Source organism: Vreelandella maris (assembly GCF_013371085.1).
GTDB classification, from domain to species: Bacteria; Pseudomonadota; Gammaproteobacteria; order Pseudomonadales; family Halomonadaceae; genus Vreelandella; species Vreelandella maris.
The window spans coordinates 143472-164979 of sequence record NZ_JABWCV010000011.1 but is presented as its reverse complement, the minus strand read 5'-3'; the positions used below and the strand labels follow the sequence as shown (position 1 = coordinate 164979).

The following is a 21508-nucleotide window of genomic DNA, read 5'->3' as shown; positions in this document are numbered from 1 at the left end:
TTGAAGCCGTATCGCGCCATAGCGACGCGTTACGACAAGCTCAAGCGAAACTACGAAAGCATGGTGGCCTTAGCTTGTGGTTGTTTATGGCTGCCCATGTGAAACGTCAACAGACCCTAATAAAAAGGTGCTTTTTGATTCATTTAGATCGTGGCATCAACATAAAGTACAACAGACGTCACGCCATGCCAGCTTAACATTGTCGACAGTTTGCCGTAGAATCTCAGCCATCCAACCATATGCTGTTTGTCAAGCGTATGTCATATGTGATTGGTCCACTTTCCAACACTGCGCAGCCAATACGGTGCTACGTGTAGGCCGTCACCATTAAGTAAATCAGAACGTAGATGAGAGGGCCCCAACGTGCTTGAAGCTTACCGCCAACATGTCGAGGAACGTGCTGCTGAGGGCATCCCGCCCAAACCCCTAACCGCCGAACAAGTAGCGTCAGTGGTTGAGCTGCTTAAAACGCCACCGGCCGGTGAAGAGGAGTTTATTCTCGACTTAATCACCAATCGCGTACCGCCCGGTGTTGATGAAGCCGCGTATGTAAAAGCGGGTTTTCTAACTGCAGTCGCGAAAGGCGAAACAAGCTCGCCGCTGATCGACAAGGTACATGCTGTTAAACTGCTTGGCACCATGCAGGGCGGCTACAACATTGTTTCAATGGTTGAGCTTCTCGATAACGAAGAGCTTGCCCGTGAAGCTGGTGAGCAGCTCAAGCACACATTGTTGATGTTCGATGCCTTCCATGATGTCGAAACACGCGCCAAGAACGGCAATAGCGTTGCTAAAGACGTTATTCAATCGTGGGCGGAGGCTGAATGGTTCCTCTCTAAACCGGCTCTAGCTGAAAAAATCACTCTCAGCGTGTTTAAAGTACCCGGCGAAACCAACACGGATGACTTGTCTCCGGCGCCAGATGCCTGGTCACGCCCTGATATACCGCTGCACGCTAATGCGATGCTTAAAAACGAGCGTGATGGCATTGAACCGGTTGTGCCAGGCACAACCGGCCCGCTCAAGCAGATTGAAGACGTTAAAGCAAAAGGCTTTCCGGTCGTTTACGTTGGTGACGTCGTGGGCACTGGCTCATCGCGTAAATCAGCGACTAACTCCGTACTCTGGTTCTTTGGCGACGACATTCCTTACGCCCCAAATAAGCGCGCTGGCGGTTTCTGCTTTGGTAGCAAAATCGCGCCTATCTTCTTCAACACCATGGAAGACTCAGGCGCCCTGCCGGTAGAGATGGATGTCACCAACCTGAACATGGGCGACGTCATCGACGTTTATCCTTATGAAGGCAAAGTCTGCAAGCATGGCACCGATGATGTCATCACTACGTTTGAGCTTAAAACGCAGCTGATCCTGGATGAAGTTCGTGCTGGCGGCCGTATCCCGCTTATCATTGGTCGTGGCCTAACCGGCAAGGCGCGTGAGTCGCTGGGACTACCCGCCTCTGACGTATTCCGCTTACCTGACCAGCCCAAAGATACTGGCAAAGGTTTTACCTTAGCGCAGAAGATGGTTGGCAAAGCGTGTGGTTTGAACGGCGTTCGTCCAGGCATGTACTGCGAGCCTAAAATGACCACCGTTGGGTCTCAAGACACCACCGGGCCGATGACACGCGATGAGCTGAAAGACCTTGCCTGCCTAGGCTTCCAGGCCGACCTCGTCATGCAGTCTTTCTGCCATACCGCCGCTTATCCTAAGCCGGTCGACGTGGATACCCACCACACTCTGCCGGACTTCATCATGAACCGCGGCGGTGTTTCACTACGCCCCGGCGACGGTATCATTCACAGCTGGCTGAACCGCATGCTGCTGCCTGACACAGTAGGCACCGGCGGCGACTCGCACACACGCTTCCCGCTAGGCATTTCGTTCCCCGCCGGCTCAGGTCTGGTAGCGTTTGCTGCTGCTACCGGCGTAATGCCGCTGGATATGCCGGAATCGGTACTGGTTCGCTTTAAGGGCCAACGTCAGCCGGGCGTTACGCTGCGCGATTTGGTTCACGCCATTCCGCTTTACGCCATCAAGCAGGGCTTGTTGACTGTCGATAAATCCAACAAGAAAAACGCCTTTTCAGGCCGCGTGTTGGAAATTGAAGGACTGGAAGACCTGACCGTCGAGCAAGCCTTTGAGCTTTCCGATGCCTCTGCCGAGCGTTCTGCTGCTGGCTGTACGATTACACTGTCAGAAGAGAGTGTGACCGAATACTTGAAGTCCAACATCACCCTATTGAAGTGGATGATGGGCAACGGTTACGGCGACGAACGTACCATTAGCCGCCGTATTGAAGGTATGGAAGCATGGTTGGCTAACCCGAGCTTGATGCGTGCCGACCAGGATGCCGAGTACACTGAAGTTATCGAAATTGACCTGGCTGAAATTAAAGAGCCGGTTCTGTGTGCCCCGAACGACCCGGACGATGCTCGCCTGCTATCAGAAGTAGCTGGCCAGAAAATCGACGAAGTCTTTATCGGTTCATGCATGACTAACATCGGCCACTTCCGGGCTGCGGGCAAGTTGCTTGAAAAGCAGCCTGCCGGTAGTTTAAAAACCCGGCTGTGGCTGGCACCACCGACGAAAATGGATCAACACCAGTTGACTGAAGAGGGCTACTACGGCATTTATGGCCGTGCAGGCGCTCGAATGGAGATGCCGGGCTGTTCACTGTGTATGGGTAACCAGGCCCGCGTTGCTGCCAAGAGCACCGTGGTGTCTACGTCTACACGAAACTTCCCGAACCGCCTGGGCGATGGTGCCAATGTGTACCTTGCCTCAGCGGAACTGGCGGCTGTTGCCGCAGTAGAAGGACGCCTACCCAGTGTTGAAGAGTATCAACGTTATATGGGTGAGTTTGACGCCATGGCTGGCGAGATTTATCGTTATATGAATTTTCACGAAATAGAGGAGTATCAAAAGATCGCCTCTAATGTGATTCCGATCGCTCAAGAAGCTTAATTTAACGCTTGAGTCTGATCACCCCATCGCCGATGCTCGCACCATCGCAGAGAATGTGACAGATTGCATTTTCTGAGTCGATGACCGAACGCCCCGCCACTGTTCTTCAGGGCGGGGCGTTTTTTTTGCACTGCCTTTGGACACCAATTTAATATCAACAGCCTCTACCATTAGGAGCGTGTGATGACGAATTCAACGCAAATTGTGACACCCGATCTCTGTGATGCGCACCCAGAAGTCGCCGTACTCGACCCGCTGTTTGTTAACTTTGGTGGTCTTGAAGCCTTTTACGGTCCTATTCGCACCATTAAATGCTTTGAAGATAACTCCATGGTTAAGCAAGCGGTCGCCGAGCCAGGTAATGGCGCGGTACTGGTGGTCGATGCAGGCGGCTCGCATCGCTGCGCCATGCTGGGTGATATGCTGGCAGAGCAGGCCGTCGCCAACGGCTGGGCAGGCGTTGTGATGTACGGCTGCGTGCGTGATGTGGATATACTCGCCGCCTTGCCGATTGGCGTTCAGGCATTGGGAAGCCATCCCCGCAAGAGTGAAAAGCACGGTGAAGGTCAGCGCGACATCGACGTCACCTTTGCAGGCGTCACCCTTCAGCCCGGACAATGGTTATATGCAGATAACAACGGCATTATTGTTGCTGCGCAAAAGCTGTCACTTTCCTGACTATTTTTACTACCTATAAAGGTTGATAACAGTCCACTTGCCAGGTGTGGTGCTTACTGCCACCCTGGTGATTCATTCTTACCGTTTAGTGACGATGCAGCCTTTGACCTACCTTGGCTCTGCCTTACTGCGCACGCTGCGCGATCATCTTCGCCCTCTGATCGCCTATCACCTCTTTTTTACCCTGCTCGCCTCAGCCTTACTGCTGCCAGCGATCACCTGGGTGACGCGTGGGCTGCTGGCCCAACTCAACCGCACCGTCGTCACCAATGATGAATTGATTGCTCTGCTCTTTAGCCCGCTGGGATTGATAGGCATGCTGATAGGGCTTGGGTTCGCTTTTCTGATTATTTACTGGCAGCAGGCAGGCATGCTGCAGGTAGCCGTCAGACCGCGCGATAACCATTACCGGCTCGCCCTTGAAGCACTCTGGCTGAGCACTCGTCGGCTGCACACCCTGGCGGGCCTTGTCATACTCCAAGTAGGCACACACTTATTATTGCTCGCGCCCTTTATGGCCGGCCTCACATGGCTTTACGACTTCTGGCTGAGCGACATAGACCCTTACTACCTTCAGCGTGTGCGCCCTCCTGCACTGTGGTACTTCATTGGCTGCGCCCTCCCCCTGATCATTGCCTGGATATGGGCGGCCTCATGGCTCTATCTGCGTTGGCTGCTCGCACTGCCCTTAGTGGCCCTGGAAAGTTGCAACCCCTGGCGAGCACTGAAGCGGAGCGTGAGCTTAACGCGCGGCTGGCGACGTTCGATTGGTGCAGCGGTGCTGCTCTTGCTACTGATTATTATCAGCCTGCCGTTACTGGCCACATTGCTATTCGACCGGCTATTTACGCCCTTGCTGTGGTGGCTGCCTGAACATAACGCCGTACTCATACCGGCGATGTTGGCGTACCTGTTGGGCTATGTGCTGATTACACTGACCATTACCTTTTTGGGTATTGCCACTAACGCCCTCCTTTCTGCGTGCTTATACATGCAGCTGGCGCATCAAGAACCACGCCCAGCGGCCCCACCGGAAGATACGAACGCAGGGCGCCTTGCCTGGGCGGTTGAGCTCAGCGTGCTTGTTTTTGCCGGCCTTCAAGCGTGGTGGATTCTGAATAGCTTCGAAATTCGTGACAACGTCGCAGTGATAGCCCACCGCGGGAGCTCCATGGTGGCTCCTGAAAACACCCTCTCTGCATTAGAGCAGTCACTGATTGATGGTGCTGACTATATCGAAATTGACGTACGCTTGAGCAGTGACCAGCAGGTAATGCTCTACCATGACCGCAGCATGGCACGGCTAACTGGCGACAGCCGTGAGTTTAGCGAGCTTACCAGACACCAACTTAGCCAATTCGATGTGGGCAGTTGGTTTGGGGATGCGTTTCAAGGCGAGAACATTCCTGGCTTGGACGAAGCGCTCGAAAGAGTTCGCGGAAAAGCAGGGTTAATGATTGATATCAAGCCCTTGCCGGGTCAAGAGCAAGCGTTAGCCGATGCCGTTATTGATACCTTAAATGCCGAGAGCGACATTCGATACCGCTGCTGGGCAACCCAACAAAGCGCCTTTGATGGTTATACCGCCTGCGGTTTCCCCAATGCGCTGTTGGATATGCGGATGGCGACCATGTCGCCGTCTCTACTCGAGCATATTAATGCCCGGGCGCCAGAACTACGCGTTACTTTGTTGGCGCAGCTCATTCTGCCCGGCACACTCAATCGACGTGGCTTTGATGCACTCGGCCTACGCCATAACCGCATCACGGAAGGAGAAGTTCGCCTGGCACGGCTTTACGGCTACGAAATACACGCATGGACGGTTAATGATCGCGCCAGAATGTCGACGTTGATTGACCTGGGCGTCGATGCCATCATCACCGACTACCCAGATCGTTTAACAGAGCTTATTCAGATTCGCCGTGAGTTGAGCGACGGGGCGCTAATGCTGGTGAAACTGCGCAACTGGCTTCGTCAGTAGCGCTCCTAATCGCCCATCACCACACCCTCACGCCGTGGGTCAGCGCCGCCAAACAGCGTACCATCGTTTAGCCGCCTAATGGCTTGTAGCCCGCTGGTCAACTCCCGTTCGCTGACCGTGTGGCCGCGCTCCCGTAGTGACTCAATAGTTTCCTCAGGAAAACGCCCCTCTTCGACGTAAACATCGCCGCCCAACGTAATGGCATGGGGAAGATTGAGTGCTTCCTGGGCACTCAGTCCCCAGTCACGCAGCGCGATTAGAGTGCGGGCCGTATAATGAATGATCGCCGCACCACCCGGCGAACCCAAGCTAGCCACTAGCTCACCGCTTTCTTGATCGAATACCAGCGTAGGGCTCATGCTGGAACGCGGGCGCTTGCCTGGCTCGACTCGGTTCGCCACCGGGTCGCCATCCACTTCAGGAGCAAATGAAAAATCGGTGAGCTCATTATTGAGCAGGAAACCACCCGCTAGGCCTGTTCCGCCATCCGAGAGAATGCGCGAACCGAACGCCTGCTCAATGGTGGTCGTCATGGCCACCGCATTGCCCTCCTCATCCACAATACTGATATGGCTAGTGCCATACTCAGGCTGATCGGGCTGGCTGGCCCAACTAACGGCAAGCTCGCCGGGATTGCCCGGTTCAGCACTGTCGCCCATGCTCATCTCTTCAATGAGCTCACTGCGTTGCTCAAGGTAGTCAGGGGCCAGCATCAATGACCAATCGCCCCCCGGTGCTTCGACAAAGTCCGGGTCGGCGATATAACGACCGCGGTCAGCAAAAGCGAGCCGCGAGGCTTCCAGAAACTGGTGCAACCACCCGCTGCTTGGAGCGCCGTTATCTAACGGGGCTTCAAGCAGCGGCTGTTGATCGAGCATGCCCAAGATCTGCATCACGGTGAGATGGCCCGACGAGGGAGGCGGAAAGCCGCATACTTCCCACTGCTGCCAAGGCGTGCATAAAGGTTCGCGGTCAAGCGCCTCGTAGCCACGCATATCTTCAACCGACAAACTACCAGGCCGCTCAGGGTGATTCTGAACCCGCTCAACGATATCTTCCGCCACGTAACCTTCGTGCAAGGCAGCGCTGCCTTGGTTTGCTACGCGACGTAGTACCTCTGCCAAGGCCGGATTCTTGAGTGTTTCGCCAACCGCGATAGCCTCACCTTCGCTATCGTAATAAAACTGGCTGGCTAACGGATCTTGGCGCAGAAACTCGTCACTCGTCAGGCTGGTATGCAACCGATTGCTGACAGCAAAGCCTTCTTCGGCCAGGGTGATAGCCGGTGTAAACAATTCTTCCCAGGCTAGCTCGCCATGCTCTGCATGGGCTTTTTCAAGCATACGCAGCGTACCCGGCACACCGACAGAAAGGCCGCTAACCACCGCGTCGTTAAACGCAAGCGGCTTGCCATTCTCTAAAAACAGCTCGCCATTGACTCCTTGCGGTGCGGTTTCACGGCCATCATAGGCGCGCACTTCACTGCCATCGTAATGCATTAGAAAAGCACCACCACCGATACCGCTGGATTGAGGCTCTACCAAATTCAGTACCATTTGCACTGCAATGGCCGCATCAATAGCGTTACCACCGGCTTTCAATACTTGATAACCAGCATCGGTTGCGAGCGGATTGGCTGCCGCCACCGCAAACGACTCAGCCTCCCAGCCTGGCTTCTCTTCATAACCAGACTCGCTTTCAGGAGCAATGGAGGGTGTCTCGTAGCTAAACCCCCAACTATAAAACGGCGTTACCAGCAGCACAGGTAGCGCAAACTTAGCTGATTTTGTGAACATTTCAGCGCTCTCCGCGACAAGTTAAATACAAAAACACACATAAAAGAGTAGTCTATAAAAACAGCAACGCCCGGCTCAATGTCCGGGCGCAAACTAAATGTTTTAGCAAACAAACTTATTCAATTTTTTGGCCTGCGAGCATAAACCACGTTTCCAGGACCGCATCGGGATTGAGCGATACGGAGTCGATCCCTTGTTCCATCAACCACTTCGCCAAATCGGGATGATCTGACGGCCCCTGGCCACAAATGCCGACGTATTTCCCCTTCGCTTTACACGTCTGAATCGCCATCGCAAGCAGCTTTTTAACCGCCCCATTACGCTCGTCGAACAGATGTGCAACGATGCCCGAATCCCGATCTAACCCCAATGTTAACTGTGTTAAATCGTTAGAGCCGATAGAGAACCCATCAAAGTACTCAAGGAACTCATCGGCTAGCAGGGCGTTAGCTGGCAGTTCGCACATCATAATCACTTTCAGGCCTGTCGGACCGCCTCGCTCCAAACCGTTGGCGGCCAACAGCTCTACCACCTCTCGCGCCTCGTCGGTGGTACGCACGAAGGGCACCATGATCTCCACATTCTCGAACCCCATCTCTTCACGCACCCGCTTCAGGGCACGGCATTCAAGTTCAAAGCAGGGCCGGAACGCTTCAGAAATGTAGCGCGACGCACCCCTAAAACCGAGCATCGGGTTCTCTTCACCCGGCTCATAGAGCTTACCGCCAATCAGGTTTTCGTATTCATTAGACTTAAAGTCTGACAGCCGCACGATCACACGCTGCGGGTGGAACGCGGCTGCCAGCGTCGAAATCCCCTCAACCAGTTTATCGACGTAAAAACTGACGGGGTCGGCATAACCGGCCGTCCGTAAATCGATCACCTGCTGCAAATCCACCGGCAGCGTGTCGTACTCCAACAGCGCTTTAGGGTGAACGCCGATCATGCGGTTAATAATAAATTCGAGACGCGCCAAGCCTACCCCCGCATGAGGCAGGCTGGCGAAGCCAAAGGCGCGATCAGGATTGCCCACATTCATCATGATCTTGAAGGGGATTTCCGGCATAGCGTCGACACTGGAAACTTTGCAGTCAAACTCCAGCAGCCCTTCGTAGACATTGCCGGTATCGCCTTCCGCACACGAAACCGTAACGTCGATGCCCTCTTTGAGCTGAGTCGTTGCGTCGCCACACCCCACTACCGCGGGAATGCCCAATTCACGGGCAATAATGGCGGCATGGCAAGTGCGCCCGCCACGATTGGTGACGATGGCGGAAGCGCGTTTCATTATTGGCTCCCAATCCGGGTCAGTCATATCGGTGACCAGAATATCGCCATCATGGATCTTGTCCATATCGTCAGGGCTGAGCACCACTTTAACGGTACCGCGGCCAATGCGCTGGCCAATTGCTCTGCCAGTGATTAATGTGCGGCCTTTTTCGCGCAGCTGAAAACGCTCAAGCTTGCCGCCTTCCTGCTGGGAAACGACTGTTTCAGGACGCGCCTGAACGATATACAGCTCACCATCATCGCCATCTAGCGCCCACTCAATATCCATGGGGCGCTGGTAGTGCTGCTCGATAGTCATGGCCTGACGAGCCAGCTCCATCACCTGTTGATCATTAATACAGAAGCGAACGCGATCCTGATGGGGCACATCGACGGTTTCAACGGATTTACCGGCGCTGGCATCCTGGCCATAAACCATCTTTATTAACTTGGAACCCAAGTTACGGCGCAGCACTGCCGGGCGGCCCGCCGCTAGGGTCGGTTTATGCACGTAGAACTCATCGGGATTGACTGCGCCTTGCACCACGGTTTCGCCTAAGCCCCAGGAGCCAGTAACGAAAACCGCATCGCGGAAGCCAGACTCGGTATCCAAGGTAAACATAACGCCCGACGCGCCTATCTCAGAGCGCACCATTTTCTGCACACCGGCCGACAAAGCAACATTTTCATGGGCGTAGCCACGGTGGACGCGGTAGGAGATAGCGCGGTCGTTAAACAGCGAGGCAAATACTTCGTGCACGGCGCGCTTAATATTGTCGAAGCCGTCAATATTGAGAAAAGTTTCCTGCTGACCCGCGAAGGAAGCATCGGGTAAATCTTCAGCGGTAGCAGAGCTGCGTACAGCCACTTTTAACTGAGGATGCTGTTGCTGGAGCTGTCCGTAAGCGTCGCGAAGGGCTGTCTCAAAGCTAGGCGGCAACGGCGTATCAATAATCCATTGGCGAATAGTGCGGCCCGCCTCGGCGAGCGCTTTAACATCGTCCACATCCAAGCGCGCAAGCGTGGCATTAATGCGCTCGTTAAGGCCTTCGTGGGAGAGAAACTCGCGGTAGGCATGAGCGGTAGTGGCAAACCCGCCAGGCACCGTTACGCCAGCACCGGACAGATTGGAAATCATTTCACCTAGTGAGGCGTTTTTACCACCCACGCGTTCGACGTCTGACATGCCCAGTTGATCGAACCACAGAATGTACTCTTCCACGTAACCCCCTCGCTCATAGACATCGACACGATCACTAATATTGCCGTTTAGACGTAGGATCATGGATTATTGATTGAGACACCCTAGCACCGCGCTACTATATTCGCCATTGGTCTAATAGCGAAGGGAATGGAGGATTTTTACAACACGAAGGGTTTTTAGGTCATTTGTGTAGTCAGTCACTTTGCCCCTCCCTAGCCAGCACGCATAGCGAGTTGCTCTAGCAAACGGCTCGGCACACAATAGCGCAGTTACTTACCAGTGGATGTCACTATGAAACGTACGGCTTTTTTTATCTCTGATGGCACCGGGATCACAGCAGAAAGCTTAGGGCGCAGCCTGCTGGCCCAGTTCAGCGATGTTGAGATCGATATGCAAACCAAGCCTTATATCGATACGCTGGAAAAAGCTCAGGCGCTAGCAGCCATTATCGAAGCGACAGCCAGCCGCGACGGTCATCGTCCGATCATCATTGATACCATCGTTGACCAACAAATTCGCAACGTCATTCGGCAAGCATCCGGCTTCAAGGTCGATATTTTTTCAACCTTCCTAGAGCCATTGGAACAGGAACTTAATACTCACTCTTCCTATAGCGTTGGGCGCACGCACTCAATTGGTAGCGATGACGTCTATATGGACCGGATTCACTCGGTGCACTTTGCGCTGGATAATGATGACGGAGCACGCACTCATCAATACGATAAAGCCGATATTATCCTGGTCGGCGTCTCACGCTGCGGCAAGACCCCGACCTCTCTCTATCTAGCACTCCAGTTTGGTATTCGAGCGGCCAACTATCCGCTGACGGAGGATGATTTAGACGAAGATGGCATGTTAAAACTGCCTAAGGCGCTAGCGCCCCACCGTCAAAAGCTGTTTGGGCTTACCATTGATGCGCGGCGTTTATCAGCGATACGCAATGAGCGGCGGCCGAATAGCCGTTACAGCTCCATTGATCAGTGTCTTCAAGAAGTTGGGCAAGCGGAGTCGCTTTATCGCACCATGCACATTCCCTTTATTGATGCGACGCGCTTCTCGGTAGAAGAGATCTCAACGCGGATGATTGCAGAAACGGGCTTAGCGAGGCGCTTTTCGCCCCGCTAATGATCCATTCTGCTGCTAACTTACATTCCTTTAGGGGCAAAAATTCCCGGCGCGTTTCGCCAGTAGCCTTTGTAATCCATCCCAAAACCAAACACATAACGGTCGGCGACTTCCAAGCTGCAGTAGTCGGCCTTTAAACCGGGCACCGCTTTGCGGTTATGCTGTTTATCCACCAGTACAGCCGTCGTGACACTGGCGGCCTGGGCTTCTTCGCAGTAAGCCAAAATGGCGGCTAGCGTGGCGCCTTCGTCCAAGATGTCGTCAACGATCACCACATGGCGCCCCGCCATCGGCACCTCAGGAGACACACGCCAAAACAGCTCACCGCCGCGCAGCTCGTTGCGGTATCGAGTGGCATGTAAGTAATCCACTTCAAGCGGAAAGCCCAGTCGGGTTAGTAAATGCCCTGTGGTGATTAAGCCGCCATTCATAACGCAGTAAAAGACCGGAAGTTTGTCGCCTAAATCTCGCGTGATCGCTTCCGCCATACGATCAAGTGCCCGCTCTACCTCTTGCTGAGAAATAAGGCAGTCGGCGTTATCCATCAATTCACGCATTGAGTCCAATGACTCTAAGGCTTCTTTATCCAACTTTGACATCTAAACTCCAGGCGGGTTAAAAGCTTCAATTACATCAATCGTGTGAATTTACACAGCATTGGGTTTCGGTTTATCAGCCAATGCTTCCAACTTAGCGTGGGTACGACGCCATCTGCCCAACGCACTTAGGGCATCGATATCAGGCCGTGCACGGCTGTAGCGCAGTTTGGCGGGACGTTTGGTTTCAATACCCCGGCAGGCTTCAATCACCTCAAGTGCCGCGGCGCGATCATTGCATACCAGCAACATATCGCAACCAGCCGCTAGTGCTGCCTGGGCTCGCTGTTTGGGCCCACCCGCCTCGTGGGCGCCCGCCATACTTAAATCATCAGAAAAGATGCAGCCTTTGAAGCCCAACGATTCACGCAGCATACCCAACCAATGAGGGGAAAACCCGGCAGGACGCGTATCGAAAGCACTGTAAATCACATGCGCAGGCATTACACCGTCTAACGGCGCGGCCAAATGGGCAAAGGGCACCAGGTCACGTTGTTTAATCACTTCTAGCGGGCGGTCATCCACCGGCAGCGCAACGTGAGAGTCTGCCGCAACTCCGCCGTGACCGGGGAAGTGCTTTCCGACAGCGGCCATACCAGCCTCATGGAGCCCTTGAATAAAGGCGCTGCCGAGCTGCGCCACATGCTGCGGATCGCGGCTAAAACTTCGGTCTCCAATAACACTTGAGACACCGCTTTCGACATCCAGTACCGGAGCAAAGCTAAGATCCAAACCGCAGGCGGCCATTTCCATGCCCAATAGCCAGCCAGCATCTTTTGCGAGCGCAAGACCATCATCGGGGTTGGCGCTGTAACACTCACCAATGCGAGCCATGGCAGGAAGACGCGTCATCCCTTCTTTAATACGCTGAACGCGGCCACCCTCTTGATCAACGGCAAGCAATAAGTCCGCACGCACACGTCGAATATCGCTGCAGAGCTGGCGTACTTGGTAGCCGTTCTCGACATTGCGGGCAAACAGAATAACGCCCCCTACCACCGGTTCTAGCAGCAAGCGCTTTTCTGCGGCCGTTAATTTCGGGCCTTCAAGGTCGAGCATGACCGGGCCTAACGGTTGAGTCATCGTGATAGGTCCATTAAAAAAGAGGCGGTGATTCTAGACGATCGTCTAGCGGTGTCAAAACAGATTAGTCAAACGACTGACGACCGCCGTGCAGCCAAACGGGGGTTCCTGGTAACGCTAACGAAAAGATATAGAGCAAATCACTATTGCGTAAACGAATACAGCCGTGGGATGCAGCAACCCCCATGGGCTGGTCAGGGGGCGTGCCATGAAGATAAATATAGCGACGCTGTGAATCGACCTGACCACCACGGTTCACGCCTTTTTCTAATCCGCATAGCCACAGGATGCGGGTCAAAATCCAATCCCGCTTCGGATATGCTTCAGCTAGCGCAGGAGAGAATGCCTCCCCCGTCCAGCGACGACCCCGAAATACCGCATTATCAGGCATCCCGTTGCCGATCGCGGCTCTTATATAGTGCCAACCATGGGGTGTTTTGCCACTGCCGTTGTGCTCACCAACGCCCGCGAGGCCAGACGATATCTCACACTCATACAGCACCTTCGGCCCTCGCCAACAGCGTAGCTGCTGCTGTGTGGTATCGATTTCCAACCAGATGTCCTCTACAGGGGGAAGCTCAGCGAGCTTGGGCGTTCGCATATTTTCCTTCTTCAAGTGCTGGGGGCAACGGTGCATTCATGGCAGCCACCACTACTGGGCGCAACCGCCTAACCAAATCCCGCACGGTGACCTGTTCTTGATAATCCTTTTCAGCGATATCGCGCAGCGCATCAAGGCCTGAAAGCGTAAAAATCACCGTACCAAGCATAAAGTGTAGCCGCCAAAAGCGTTCCGCGTCAGGCAAGTCGGGCGTGGCTTGACGCACTAACTCGGTGAAGCGGGTAAACACATCACCATACTCTTGCTGAATATGACGCCTAAGGTGCCCCTGCGCTTGGCTATAAGCCAGGCCCAGCAAGCGCATAAACACCTTTAAACTGTTGCGCTCGGCAGGCACAGCCAGCACGGTGGTCGCCATGGTTTCGAGTAGCGTTTCCAACGGAATAACGCGCCCTGCATGCTGGGCTTCAAGTTCATCAAGCGCAGTATGAAAACGCTGGGTGAACGGGTCCAGATAGCGTGAAAACACGGCCTGAATTAAGGCTTTTTTGGAACCAAAATGGTAATTCACCGCCGCTAAATTGACGCGCGCTTTGCTAGTGATGTTGCGCAGCGATGTTTCAGCAAAACCTCGCTCAGCAAACAGCACTTCCGCGGTGTCGAGTATTCGAGTTACCGTATCAGATTGAGCCATGCCGCTCTCCGGGGAAACGAGTGTTTAAAACATAGCAAAATACTATGCCATATCGCTGGTGGGCTCAACGCTTGATTTTCTGATGAAATATGGCTGTCTATATGAGTAGAAGCTTAGTTTAAAACGATTAGGAAAAATTCGGGGGCCTTTCTAGAGAGGGGGTTGACAAGACATGTACTGGACAGAGGAACATACTGTATACTTAACCACTTATCGATTAAGTCGACATTTAATTTGTTACTCTCTATTCACTATTTTTGGAGTCTGGTATGTCGCGTCCGCTAACCGCTCGCCAACAGCACGTATTTGATTTTATTGTTAAGACCATGGGCGAATTTGGCTACCCTCCGACCCGTGCTGAAATTGCGAAAGCACTGGGGTTCCGCTCACCTAACGCCGCGGAAGAGCACCTGCGCGCACTTGAGCGTAAAGGCGCTATTCGCATTATTCGCAATACGTCACGCGGTATTCGACTACCCAATCAAGAGCCCCAGGAGTTAGTAGACAGCACCGCAAGCGCGTTACCCGCTGCCAATATTGAAGCCTCGCCTGCTGGCCTGCCGGTGATTGGCGAAGTAGCCGCCGGGAGCCCTATCCTAGCTGCTGAGCATATTGACCGTTACTGCCCTTTGCCAGCCGAGTACTTCACCCCTAAAGCAGATTATCTGCTGCGTGTGCGGGGCCTTTCGATGAAGGATATAGGTATTTTAGAAGGTGATTTATTGGCAGTTCACCGTACCGAGCGGGTGCGCGATGGCCAAATTGTAGTTGCGCGCTTGGATGATGAAGTAACCGTTAAGCGCTTCAAACGTCAGGGCCACCAAGTAACGCTATTTGCGGAAAATGCAGACTTTGCGCCGATTGAAATCGATCTGCGTTCACAGTCACTCGACATCGAAGGTGTCGGCGTTGGCGTTATTCGTGGCGGTAATGGCCAAGCACTGGGCTAACCACCGTCATTACTGCATGTCGATATAGCGGTGGTCATTAAAGGTGGCCACCCAGTTAGGATGATAGACCAGCAGAATACTCAGCAGCATCCCGGTAATAAACGCCTCTGAAGGCATTAGTAGAGGTAAGAAGCGTGCATACTCCTGGGCAAGATAGATAGCGTTAGGGTCTGTGCCTGCCACGATAATCAGCAGCACGGCAGCCAGCCCTGCCCCTAATGTTGCCAACGCCGCCCCAAAAAACCCGCAGGCAAATAGAAACACCATCAGGTTATCCGGCAGGCGGCGATCTACCAGCCGCCACACTGTGCCAATAATGGCAGCCGGAACAATGCCCGTTACCAGTACATTTGCCCCCAGCAGCGTCCACTCATTGCGGCCGATAACTACCATTGCCACATTAATGAGTACATTGCTGATCAGCGCTAATGGCGCTTTAAACACGAGTGTCATCAATACCGTAAAGACGAGATGCAGCGTTAGCCAGTCGACCGCCTGAGCGCGTAGCTGCCACATCAGCACCACTGCCAGCGTTGCGCCTAACCAACGGTGCTGAAGAGCAGTGTCTTCCAGTAGCGCTTGCCAGGGCCGCCGCCAAAGAGCCCACACCACTACGCCTAACGAGAGTAGCGAGGTGAATATCAGCGCCCAGGGCGCCAGTACACTTTGTGCGAACGACATAGCGGTTTCTCACATTATCGAGCGTTAGCTAAACACCACGGTCTTGTTGCCATGCACTAAAACCCTATCCTCAAGATGCCAGCGTAAACCGCGTGCGAGAACGGCTTTTTCAACATCACGCCCAAAGCGGACTAGATCGGTTGGGGTATGGCAGTGGCTAACGCGATGAATATCCTGTTCGATAATCGGGCCCGCGTCGAGTTCCTCGGTAACATAGTGGCAGGTGGCGCCAATCAGCTTCACACCGCGCTGATATGCCTGGTGGTAGGGCTTCGCCCCAGCGAAAGAGGGTAAAAAACTGTGATGAATATTAATCACCCGCCCTGCATAGAGTGCGCACAGGTCAGGCGGCAGAATTTGCATATAACGCGCCAGCACGACGCAATCAGCGCGCGCACTATCGATTTCTGCTTGCACCTTGGCAAACGACACTTGCTTGTTATCGGGGTCGACTGGCACATAGTGATAAGGAATGCCGTACCATTCGGTCAATGAACGCATATCGTCATGGTTGGAAATGACGCCAACAATATCGCAATCCAACTCACCCGCCTGCCAGCGATAAAGCAAATCTACCAAGCAGTGTGACTCTCTAGAGACCATCAATACCACCCGGCGGCGCTGCTGTGTATCCACCAATGACCACTGCATATCGAATTCGATTGCCACCGGCTCGAACGCTGCACGTAGCGCTTCTACCGACATCCCCACTGAATCCGCCAAGATTTCGTAACGCATAAAAAAACAGCCCGTTTCTAAATCAGAGTGCTGGCTGGCTTCAGTGATAGACCCCCCTTGCTTAGCAATAAAGCTCGATACTCGGGCCACAATACCTACCCGATCAGGGCAGGACACAACTAAACGATAATAATGGGACATGTGAGCGACTCTTGACTTATTTCTAAGGTAATTATGACAAACCAACGGCTTAGGTTGCATAGTGTATCGGAAGGCCAAGGATGATTGTTAGCCGCCCCTGCCTTCCCGTATAGTTGAGTCACTACTTTTTAGGCTTTTCATAACTGATGCACTCTTCACGCGTTCAAATTCGTCCCCGTCGTCGTCCTCCGCTGCGCATGTTGCCGCTGGGGGGATGCGGTGAGATTGGTATGAATCTAACGCTCTACGGCTACGACGATCACTGGATTGTCGTCGACTGCGGCATGATGATTCGCCAGGATCTCCCCAACTCACCGCTACAAGTGCCTAATCTTGATACACCAAAAGCATTAGGGATAGTCCCGAAAGCACTATTTATTACCCACGGCCATGAAGACCATATAGGCGCCGTCGCTTGGCTCTGGCCGATGTGGAATTGTCCTATTTATGCCACGCCATTAGCCGCGGGGCTGTTACGCCTTAAATTTGCTGAACATCAACTTAGCAGCGCTGCGATTCATGTCATCGAACCAGGTGAGGCACTTGAAAGTGGGCCGTTTACGCTGCGCTACTTGTCGTTGACGCATTCAATACCCGAAAGCTGTGCCATTATGATGATGGCTGGTGGTTATCGCGTTTTACATACTGGTGACTGGAAACTTGATCCTGAGCCGCTTATCGGTTCACCGGTAAGCGCGGCACAGTTTAGAGCGCTGGCCCCGGTCGATTTAGTGGTCGGCGATTCCACCAACGCCCCCATGCCAGGCCACTCCGGCAGTGAAGGTGATGTGGCAAGAGCATTGGTAAAAACCCTCGCCAACTGCCAGGGCCGTGTGGTGGTCTCTTGTTTTGCCAGTAACCTTGCGCGGGTATTGGCTATCGGGCGCGCAGCGCATCAGTGTGGCCGTCGCATCAGCTTAATGGGGCGCTCAATGGAGCGAATGGTTAGCGTTGCGCGTGGGCTTGGCTATATGGATGACTTACCGCCGCTGGTACCCAATCACGATCTGGGTTATCTCCCCCCGGATGAAGTGGTTATTATTGCCACCGGCAGCCAGGGTGAGGCCCGTGCCGCGCTTCAGCGTCTTGCTCAGGGTCGCCACCCCTTTGTTGATCTTCAGCCCGGCGATAATGTCATCTTCTCGGCTAAAGCCATTCCAGGCAACGAACGCCCTATTGAACAGCTAAAAAAACGTTTAGCGCAGTTAGGTGTTCGTATTTACGACGAAATCAACCATCCCGAGTTACATGCTACTGGGCACCCCGCTCACGATGAGTTAACCAAACTCTATCAATGGGTTAAGCCGAAGCACCTGATGCCTGTCCACGGCGAAGCAAGGCATCAGCAGGCGCATCAGGCAATTGCCCGTCAATTAGGGATCAGTGCGCCGTTGTCGCCAGTTAATGGCGATTTAATCAGCTTTGATAACCAAGGGCTGCGCTGCGAGGCACGCTATCCCCAGCCGCCCTGCATCGTCAGCCAAAACAGCGTGGTTCCTCACCCAGGGTTGGAAGTAAAAGACGCCGGTACGGCACATCGTGGCAGTTTGTACCTAGCACTGCCGGTGACCGCGACTGATACGGGCTGGGTGCGCATTGGACGTTTGATGCTGGATGCGACGGGTGCCAGCCCGCTGGATGAAGATAGCTTTAGTGATTGGCTGGATGATCAGCTTGATGAGATTGCCGCCGACACACTGGCCGACCTTCGCCAAGCATTGCAGCCTCGCTTGGTACACTGGCTGGCGGAGCATATGCAGCACCTGCCCGATGTGCATCTTCAGATTATGGCCGCCGAAATGCCAGAAGCCCTTACCTTGGAAAATGCTGCCAATCGTTAGTGGTGCATCATTGCCGAACATCAAGACGTGGCAAGCTCACTCCCAGCGTGCCGCGTCTTGTTGATCAGAGTGGCGTTCTTTGACCCAATATTCTCCCTGAGTGGAGTGCTCTTTCTTCCAAAAAGGCGCCTGGGTTTTTAAAAAATCCATAATAAAATCGCAGGCTTCAAATGCCTCCCGGCGGTGGGCGCTAGCTACTAGCACCCGCACGATGGGGTCGCCAGGGCCCAGATAACCAACGCGATGAATTATCCGCACCGCTTGTAGCGACCAACGCTGACAAGCCTGCTCGCCAATCTCCGTTAGCGTGCGCTCGGTCATACCGGGGTAATGTTCCAGTGTTAACCCCGTAACATCGGGCGTCTCGTTGAAATCACGCACCAGTCCGGTAAAGCTCACCACCGCGCCAATATCGCTGCGCCCGACTAATGCATCGCTATAGCCGTAGTCCATCGAGAATGGCGCTGCTTGCACCGCTACTTTAATATCCAACGTTAACCCCCTGTGACCGGTGGGAAAAACGCCACTTCGTCATCATCGGTTACTAGCGCATCATCGTTTGCCATTACCTGATTAATGGCACATAACGTGCGCTGATCAGTAAGCAGTTTAAACCGATCATCGCGCTCGGCCAGCGCTTCTTTTAAACCACTGATATCGCGGCTAGCAAGCTGGTCCAGCCCGACAGTCGCCTCGCTTTCTCCTACCCGCTCCCGCAGTTCAGCCAAAAATTTAACCCGCACGCAGGGGGAAGGACAGCGCTCACCCAGGCTTACTTCTCCTGAGGTGCCTTCGCCCGTTACGATAGGCGACTGCCTATTCACACGCTGATAATCCCCGCGTTGGCCGCCCTGCTTGCTGTCGAGCTGGATCGCTTCAATATGCATGCCCTTATCGACCGCTTTGCACATATCGTAGAGGGTCAAGCAGGCGACTGAAACGGCTGTAAGCGCCTCCATCTCAACACCGGTGCGACCATTTAAACGACACAGCGACGTTACATGCACACAGGACTCGGCTATGTCGATCTCGAATTCAACCGACACCTTTGATAGCGCCAATGCATGGCAGAGTGGAATCAATTCATGAGTGCGTTTTGCAGCCTGAATGCCCGCGATACGGGCGGTGGCGAGGACATCTCCTTTCGGCAATCCCCCTTCGCTGAGCAATGTCAGCGTTTCAGGCAGCATTACAATGCGCCCCGAGGCGACGGCTTCGCGGCGCGTTTCTTGTTTATCGCCGACATCCACCATGTTGGCTTCGCCCCGGGTATTGAGGTGGGTTAGATGCATGTTGGTCACCTTTCCTTTTCTGAAGCCACAGTTTGGTTTTTTGCGTTTATCCAGGTCACTATCCAGCGCGCGATTGCGTCGCTGTCATCAAGATTTAACTGCGCTACGCAAGAAGTTAAATCAATTGGCGATGGCGCGCTTAATGCAACCGCCTCGACCCATGGGTCGGTCAAAATTGCCGAGTCCCCTACGCCATCGCGATAAAGCACCAGCTTAGGGATCGGCCAAGCTTTAAAGCCTTCGACAATCACTAGGTCGGGATGGTGCGGCACCATCATGGTTATTAACCTGGCTAAATCGGGTTCTTCCTGGTCGGGCGTTTCCTGCATCAGCGCAAATCGTTGCCGTGAAGCGACTAGAACAGGGGCCGCGCCCGCACTACGCAGTTTATAGCTATCCTTTCCAGGCTGGTCGACTTCAAACGAGTGATGAGCATGCTTAATCACGGCTACTTTCAAACCATACGCAGCTAATAGAGGCAGCAGCTTCTCTAACAGTGTCGTTTTGCCGGTACCGCTCCAGGCAGCAATCCCTAGAATGGGGAAGGATGCGGTTAGTTCGTTACTCATACAGCCTACCCCCCTACTTGCCATTCATACGATGCTTACAGCGTTAAAGTGGATGACTTTACTCGCCCTCTTGCGCCTTGGGTAATAGCCAGTTCAACGCAATACCTACCAGTGCAGCCAAGCTCACGCCTTGCAGGGTAAATTGACCGCTCCCGAACTGCATACCACCTATTCCGAATACCAGTATGAGCGAGACCACTACTAAGTTGCGAGGTGCCGTCAGCGACTGCCCTGCTCGCACTAGCGTGTTCATACCAACGACCGCAATAGAACCAAACAGCAATGTCATAATCCCCCCCATGACCGGACCGGGTATAGTCTGCAGCAGCGCACCAAGCTTGGACACAAACGCCAGCACAATGGCAAAAATCGCAGCAACAATCATGTACTTGGGGTTAAACGCCCGAGTCAGCGTTACCGCCCCCGTGACTTCCGAGTAGGTTGTATTCGGGGGGCCGCCAAATAGCGCTGCCACACTGGTCGCCAACCCATCGCCTAACAGGGTGCGATGCAGGCCGGGCTTTTCCAAATAGTTTTTTCGGGTCACCGAGCCAATAGCAACCATGTCACCAATGTGCTCTACCGTCGGGGCGATAGCGACCGGGATCATAAATAGAATAGCGGCCCAGTGAAAACTGGGTGCGGTAAAGCTGGGCACCGAAAACCACGCCGCTTCGCGTACCGGGGTAAAATCTACCAACCCCATTAATAACGCCAAGCAATAACCCGTGACGATCCCCCCCATAATCGGCACTAGGCGGAGCAGGCCGCGGCCAAAAACGGCCAGCAACAAAGTCACCAACAAACTGGTCATTGAGAGAAAAATGGCCGGACCATAGCCGATGTTGTCACTGGTTTCACCGGTTGCCATGCTGACTGCCACAGGCGCCAGCGCTAAGCCAATGACCATGATTACCGGCCCGACCACCACGGCAGGGAGTAAGCGGTGCAGCCAAGCGGTACCTTTTAATCGCACCGCTTGGGAGATCGCGACATATACCAGCCCTGAGGCCATCAGACCGCCCATCGTGGCCGGCACACCGAAGCTTGCTACCGACCCTTGAATAGGCGCGATAAAAGCAAACGAAGAGGCCAAAAAAACGGGCACACTTTGCTTCGTCACTGCATGAAATATCAACGTGCCAGCCCCAGCAGTAAACAGTGCGACACTCGGGTCAAGTCCGGTTAAAAGCGGTACTAATACCAAGGCACCAAAAGCCACAAATAGCATTTGTGCACCGGTTAACACTACTTTTGGCCACGACTCTGCCTGGCTGGTAGCTTCACGCATTAGAGAATTCCTAGTGATTATTAGAGAGTAGATATGCAAAAAAATGCCCC

18 protein-coding genes and 1 pseudogene are annotated in these 21508 nt (G+C 53.8%); 7 read left to right on the top strand and 12 right to left on the bottom strand.

Going from position 1 to position 21508, the window contains the following annotated elements; all coding sequences use genetic code 11:
- From HUO07_RS11820 to HUO07_RS11805, 4 genes and pseudogenes are all read left to right on the top strand, one after another.
- Positions 1-102 (top strand): annotated as a pseudogene (locus HUO07_RS11820) (IS5/IS1182 family transposase); the annotation flags it as partial.
- A 261-nt stretch (positions 103-363) separates the two neighbouring features.
- Positions 364-2967 (top strand): bifunctional aconitate hydratase 2/2-methylisocitrate dehydratase, encoded by a 2604-nt coding sequence (acnB, locus tag HUO07_RS11815; RefSeq protein WP_176303725.1) that lies wholly within the window; start codon positions 364-366, stop codon positions 2965-2967.
- A 183-nt stretch (positions 2968-3150) separates the two neighbouring features.
- A complete protein-coding gene (rraA, locus tag HUO07_RS11810) occupies positions 3151-3645 on the top strand; it encodes a ribonuclease E activity regulator RraA (RefSeq protein ID WP_176303724.1) in 495 nt (164 codons plus the stop codon).
- Positions 3646-3682: 37 nt separating this feature from the next.
- Positions 3683-5626: a glycerophosphodiester phosphodiesterase family protein gene (locus HUO07_RS11805; protein ID WP_176303723.1), complete on the top strand. Its 1944-nt coding sequence runs from the start codon at positions 3683-3685 to the stop codon at positions 5624-5626.
- A 5-nt stretch (positions 5627-5631) separates the two neighbouring features.
- On the opposite strand, the gene ggt is transcribed toward HUO07_RS11805, so the two are convergent.
- Together ggt and ppsA are read right to left on the bottom strand one after the other, a co-directional pair.
- Positions 5632-7422 carry a gamma-glutamyltransferase gene (ggt, locus tag HUO07_RS11800; protein ID WP_176303722.1) on the bottom strand — a complete coding sequence of 597 codons (1791 nt, stop codon included), beginning with the start codon at positions 7420-7422 and terminating at the stop codon, positions 5632-5634.
- A 115-nt stretch (positions 7423-7537) separates the two neighbouring features.
- Positions 7538-9913 carry a phosphoenolpyruvate synthase gene (gene ppsA / locus HUO07_RS11795; protein ID WP_176303734.1) on the bottom strand — a complete coding sequence of 792 codons (2376 nt, stop codon included), beginning with the start codon at positions 9911-9913 and terminating at the stop codon, positions 7538-7540.
- Positions 9914-10186: 273 nt separating this feature from the next.
- Here ppsA and ppsR point away from each other — a divergent pair, with 273 nt between their 5' ends.
- Positions 10187-11020 carry a posphoenolpyruvate synthetase regulatory kinase/phosphorylase PpsR gene (gene ppsR / locus HUO07_RS11790; RefSeq protein ID WP_101145420.1) on the top strand — a complete coding sequence of 278 codons (834 nt, stop codon included), beginning with the start codon at positions 10187-10189 and terminating at the stop codon, positions 11018-11020.
- A 20-nt stretch (positions 11021-11040) separates the two neighbouring features.
- Here the strand turns inward: ppsR and HUO07_RS11785 are convergent, their stop codons facing one another.
- From HUO07_RS11785 to HUO07_RS11770, 4 genes are all read right to left on the bottom strand, one after another.
- Positions 11041-11619, bottom strand: a complete 579-nt coding sequence (locus tag HUO07_RS11785) for a hypoxanthine-guanine phosphoribosyltransferase (protein ID WP_007114399.1) — start codon at positions 11617-11619, stop codon at positions 11041-11043.
- 48 nt (positions 11620-11667) lie between these two features.
- Positions 11668-12699 (bottom strand): beta-N-acetylhexosaminidase, encoded by a 1032-nt coding sequence (gene nagZ / locus HUO07_RS11780; RefSeq protein WP_035557508.1) that lies wholly within the window; start codon positions 12697-12699, stop codon positions 11668-11670.
- 64 nt (positions 12700-12763) lie between these two features.
- On the bottom strand, positions 12764-13300 hold the full coding sequence (locus tag HUO07_RS11775; RefSeq protein ID WP_035557504.1) for a L,D-transpeptidase: 537 nt from the start codon (positions 13298-13300) through the stop codon (positions 12764-12766).
- Positions 13278-13955, bottom strand: a complete 678-nt coding sequence (locus HUO07_RS11770; protein WP_035557501.1) for a TetR/AcrR family transcriptional regulator — start codon at positions 13953-13955, stop codon at positions 13278-13280. Before HUO07_RS11770 ends, HUO07_RS11775 begins: the two co-directional genes overlap by 23 nt.
- Before the next feature lie 269 nt (positions 13956-14224).
- On the opposite strand from HUO07_RS11770, the gene lexA reads away from it, so the two are divergent.
- A complete protein-coding gene (gene lexA, locus HUO07_RS11765; RefSeq protein WP_035557499.1) occupies positions 14225-14905 on the top strand; it encodes a transcriptional repressor LexA in 681 nt (226 codons plus the stop codon).
- A 9-nt stretch (positions 14906-14914) separates the two neighbouring features.
- Here lexA and HUO07_RS11760 read toward each other — a convergent pair whose 3' ends face one another.
- On the bottom strand, positions 14915-15586 hold the full coding sequence (locus tag HUO07_RS11760; protein WP_176303721.1) for an energy-coupling factor ABC transporter permease: 672 nt from the start codon (positions 15584-15586) through the stop codon (positions 14915-14917).
- Positions 15587-15610: 24 nt separating this feature from the next.
- Positions 15611-16465, bottom strand: a complete 855-nt coding sequence (gene purU, locus HUO07_RS11755; protein WP_176303720.1) for a formyltetrahydrofolate deformylase — start codon at positions 16463-16465, stop codon at positions 15611-15613.
- A 230-nt stretch (positions 16466-16695) separates the two neighbouring features.
- Between purU and HUO07_RS11750 the strand changes: the two genes are divergently transcribed.
- The gene (locus HUO07_RS11750) at positions 16696-18306 is read left to right on the top strand and encodes a ribonuclease J (RefSeq protein ID WP_176303733.1); all 1611 of its coding nucleotides are present in this window, start codon (positions 16696-16698) and stop codon (positions 18304-18306) included.
- 36 nt (positions 18307-18342) lie between these two features.
- Here HUO07_RS11750 and moaE read toward each other — a convergent pair whose 3' ends face one another.
- The 4 genes from moaE to HUO07_RS11730 are packed head-to-tail and all read right to left on the bottom strand — an operon-like array spanning position 18343 to position 21458.
- On the bottom strand, positions 18343-18798 hold the full coding sequence (gene moaE, locus HUO07_RS11745; RefSeq protein ID WP_176303719.1) for a molybdopterin synthase catalytic subunit MoaE: 456 nt from the start codon (positions 18796-18798) through the stop codon (positions 18343-18345).
- A 2-nt stretch (positions 18799-18800) separates the two neighbouring features.
- The gene (gene moaC, locus HUO07_RS11740; protein ID WP_176303718.1) at positions 18801-19598 is read right to left on the bottom strand and encodes a cyclic pyranopterin monophosphate synthase MoaC; all 798 of its coding nucleotides are present in this window, start codon (positions 19596-19598) and stop codon (positions 18801-18803) included.
- A 5-nt stretch (positions 19599-19603) separates the two neighbouring features.
- The gene (gene mobB / locus HUO07_RS11735) at positions 19604-20167 is read right to left on the bottom strand and encodes a molybdopterin-guanine dinucleotide biosynthesis protein B (protein ID WP_176303717.1); all 564 of its coding nucleotides are present in this window, start codon (positions 20165-20167) and stop codon (positions 19604-19606) included.
- 58 nt (positions 20168-20225) lie between these two features.
- Positions 20226-21458, bottom strand: coding sequence for a uracil-xanthine permease family protein (locus HUO07_RS11730; RefSeq protein ID WP_176303716.1), 1233 nt, complete (start codon positions 21456-21458; stop codon positions 20226-20228).
- Between the last annotated feature and the right edge of the window lie 50 nt (positions 21459-21508).

Excerpts from the sequence above, each read along its gene's own strand:
- rraA (WP_176303724.1), top strand. The coding sequence starts at position 3,151 with ATGACGAATTCAACGCAAATTGTGACACCCGATCTCTGTGATGCGCAC.
- ggt (WP_176303722.1), bottom strand. The coding sequence starts at position 7,422 with ATGTTCACAAAATCAGCTAAGTTTGCGCTACCTGTGCTGCTGGTAACG.
- ppsR (WP_101145420.1), top strand. The coding sequence starts at position 10,187 with ATGAAACGTACGGCTTTTTTTATCTCTGATGGCACCGGGATCACAGCA.
- HUO07_RS11785 (WP_007114399.1), bottom strand. The coding sequence starts at position 11,619 with ATGTCAAAGTTGGATAAAGAAGCCTTAGAGTCATTGGACTCAATGCGT.
- nagZ (WP_035557508.1), bottom strand. The coding sequence starts at position 12,699 with ATGACTCAACCGTTAGGCCCGGTCATGCTCGACCTTGAAGGCCCGAAA.
- HUO07_RS11775 (WP_035557504.1), bottom strand. The coding sequence starts at position 13,300 with ATGCGAACGCCCAAGCTCGCTGAGCTTCCCCCTGTAGAGGACATCTGG.
- HUO07_RS11770 (WP_035557501.1), bottom strand. The coding sequence starts at position 13,955 with ATGGCTCAATCTGATACGGTAACTCGAATACTCGACACCGCGGAAGTG.
- lexA (WP_035557499.1), top strand. The coding sequence starts at position 14,225 with ATGTCGCGTCCGCTAACCGCTCGCCAACAGCACGTATTTGATTTTATT.
- HUO07_RS11760 (WP_176303721.1), bottom strand. The coding sequence starts at position 15,586 with ATGTCGTTCGCACAAAGTGTACTGGCGCCCTGGGCGCTGATATTCACC.
- purU (WP_176303720.1), bottom strand. The coding sequence starts at position 16,465 with ATGTCCCATTATTATCGTTTAGTTGTGTCCTGCCCTGATCGGGTAGGT.
- HUO07_RS11750 (WP_176303733.1), top strand. The coding sequence starts at position 16,696 with ATGAATCTAACGCTCTACGGCTACGACGATCACTGGATTGTCGTCGAC.
- moaC (WP_176303718.1), bottom strand. The coding sequence starts at position 19,598 with ATGCATCTAACCCACCTCAATACCCGGGGCGAAGCCAACATGGTGGAT.
- mobB (WP_176303717.1), bottom strand. The coding sequence starts at position 20,167 with ATGAGTAACGAACTAACCGCATCCTTCCCCATTCTAGGGATTGCTGCC.
- HUO07_RS11730 (WP_176303716.1), bottom strand. The coding sequence starts at position 21,458 with ATGCGTGAAGCTACCAGCCAGGCAGAGTCGTGGCCAAAAGTAGTGTTA.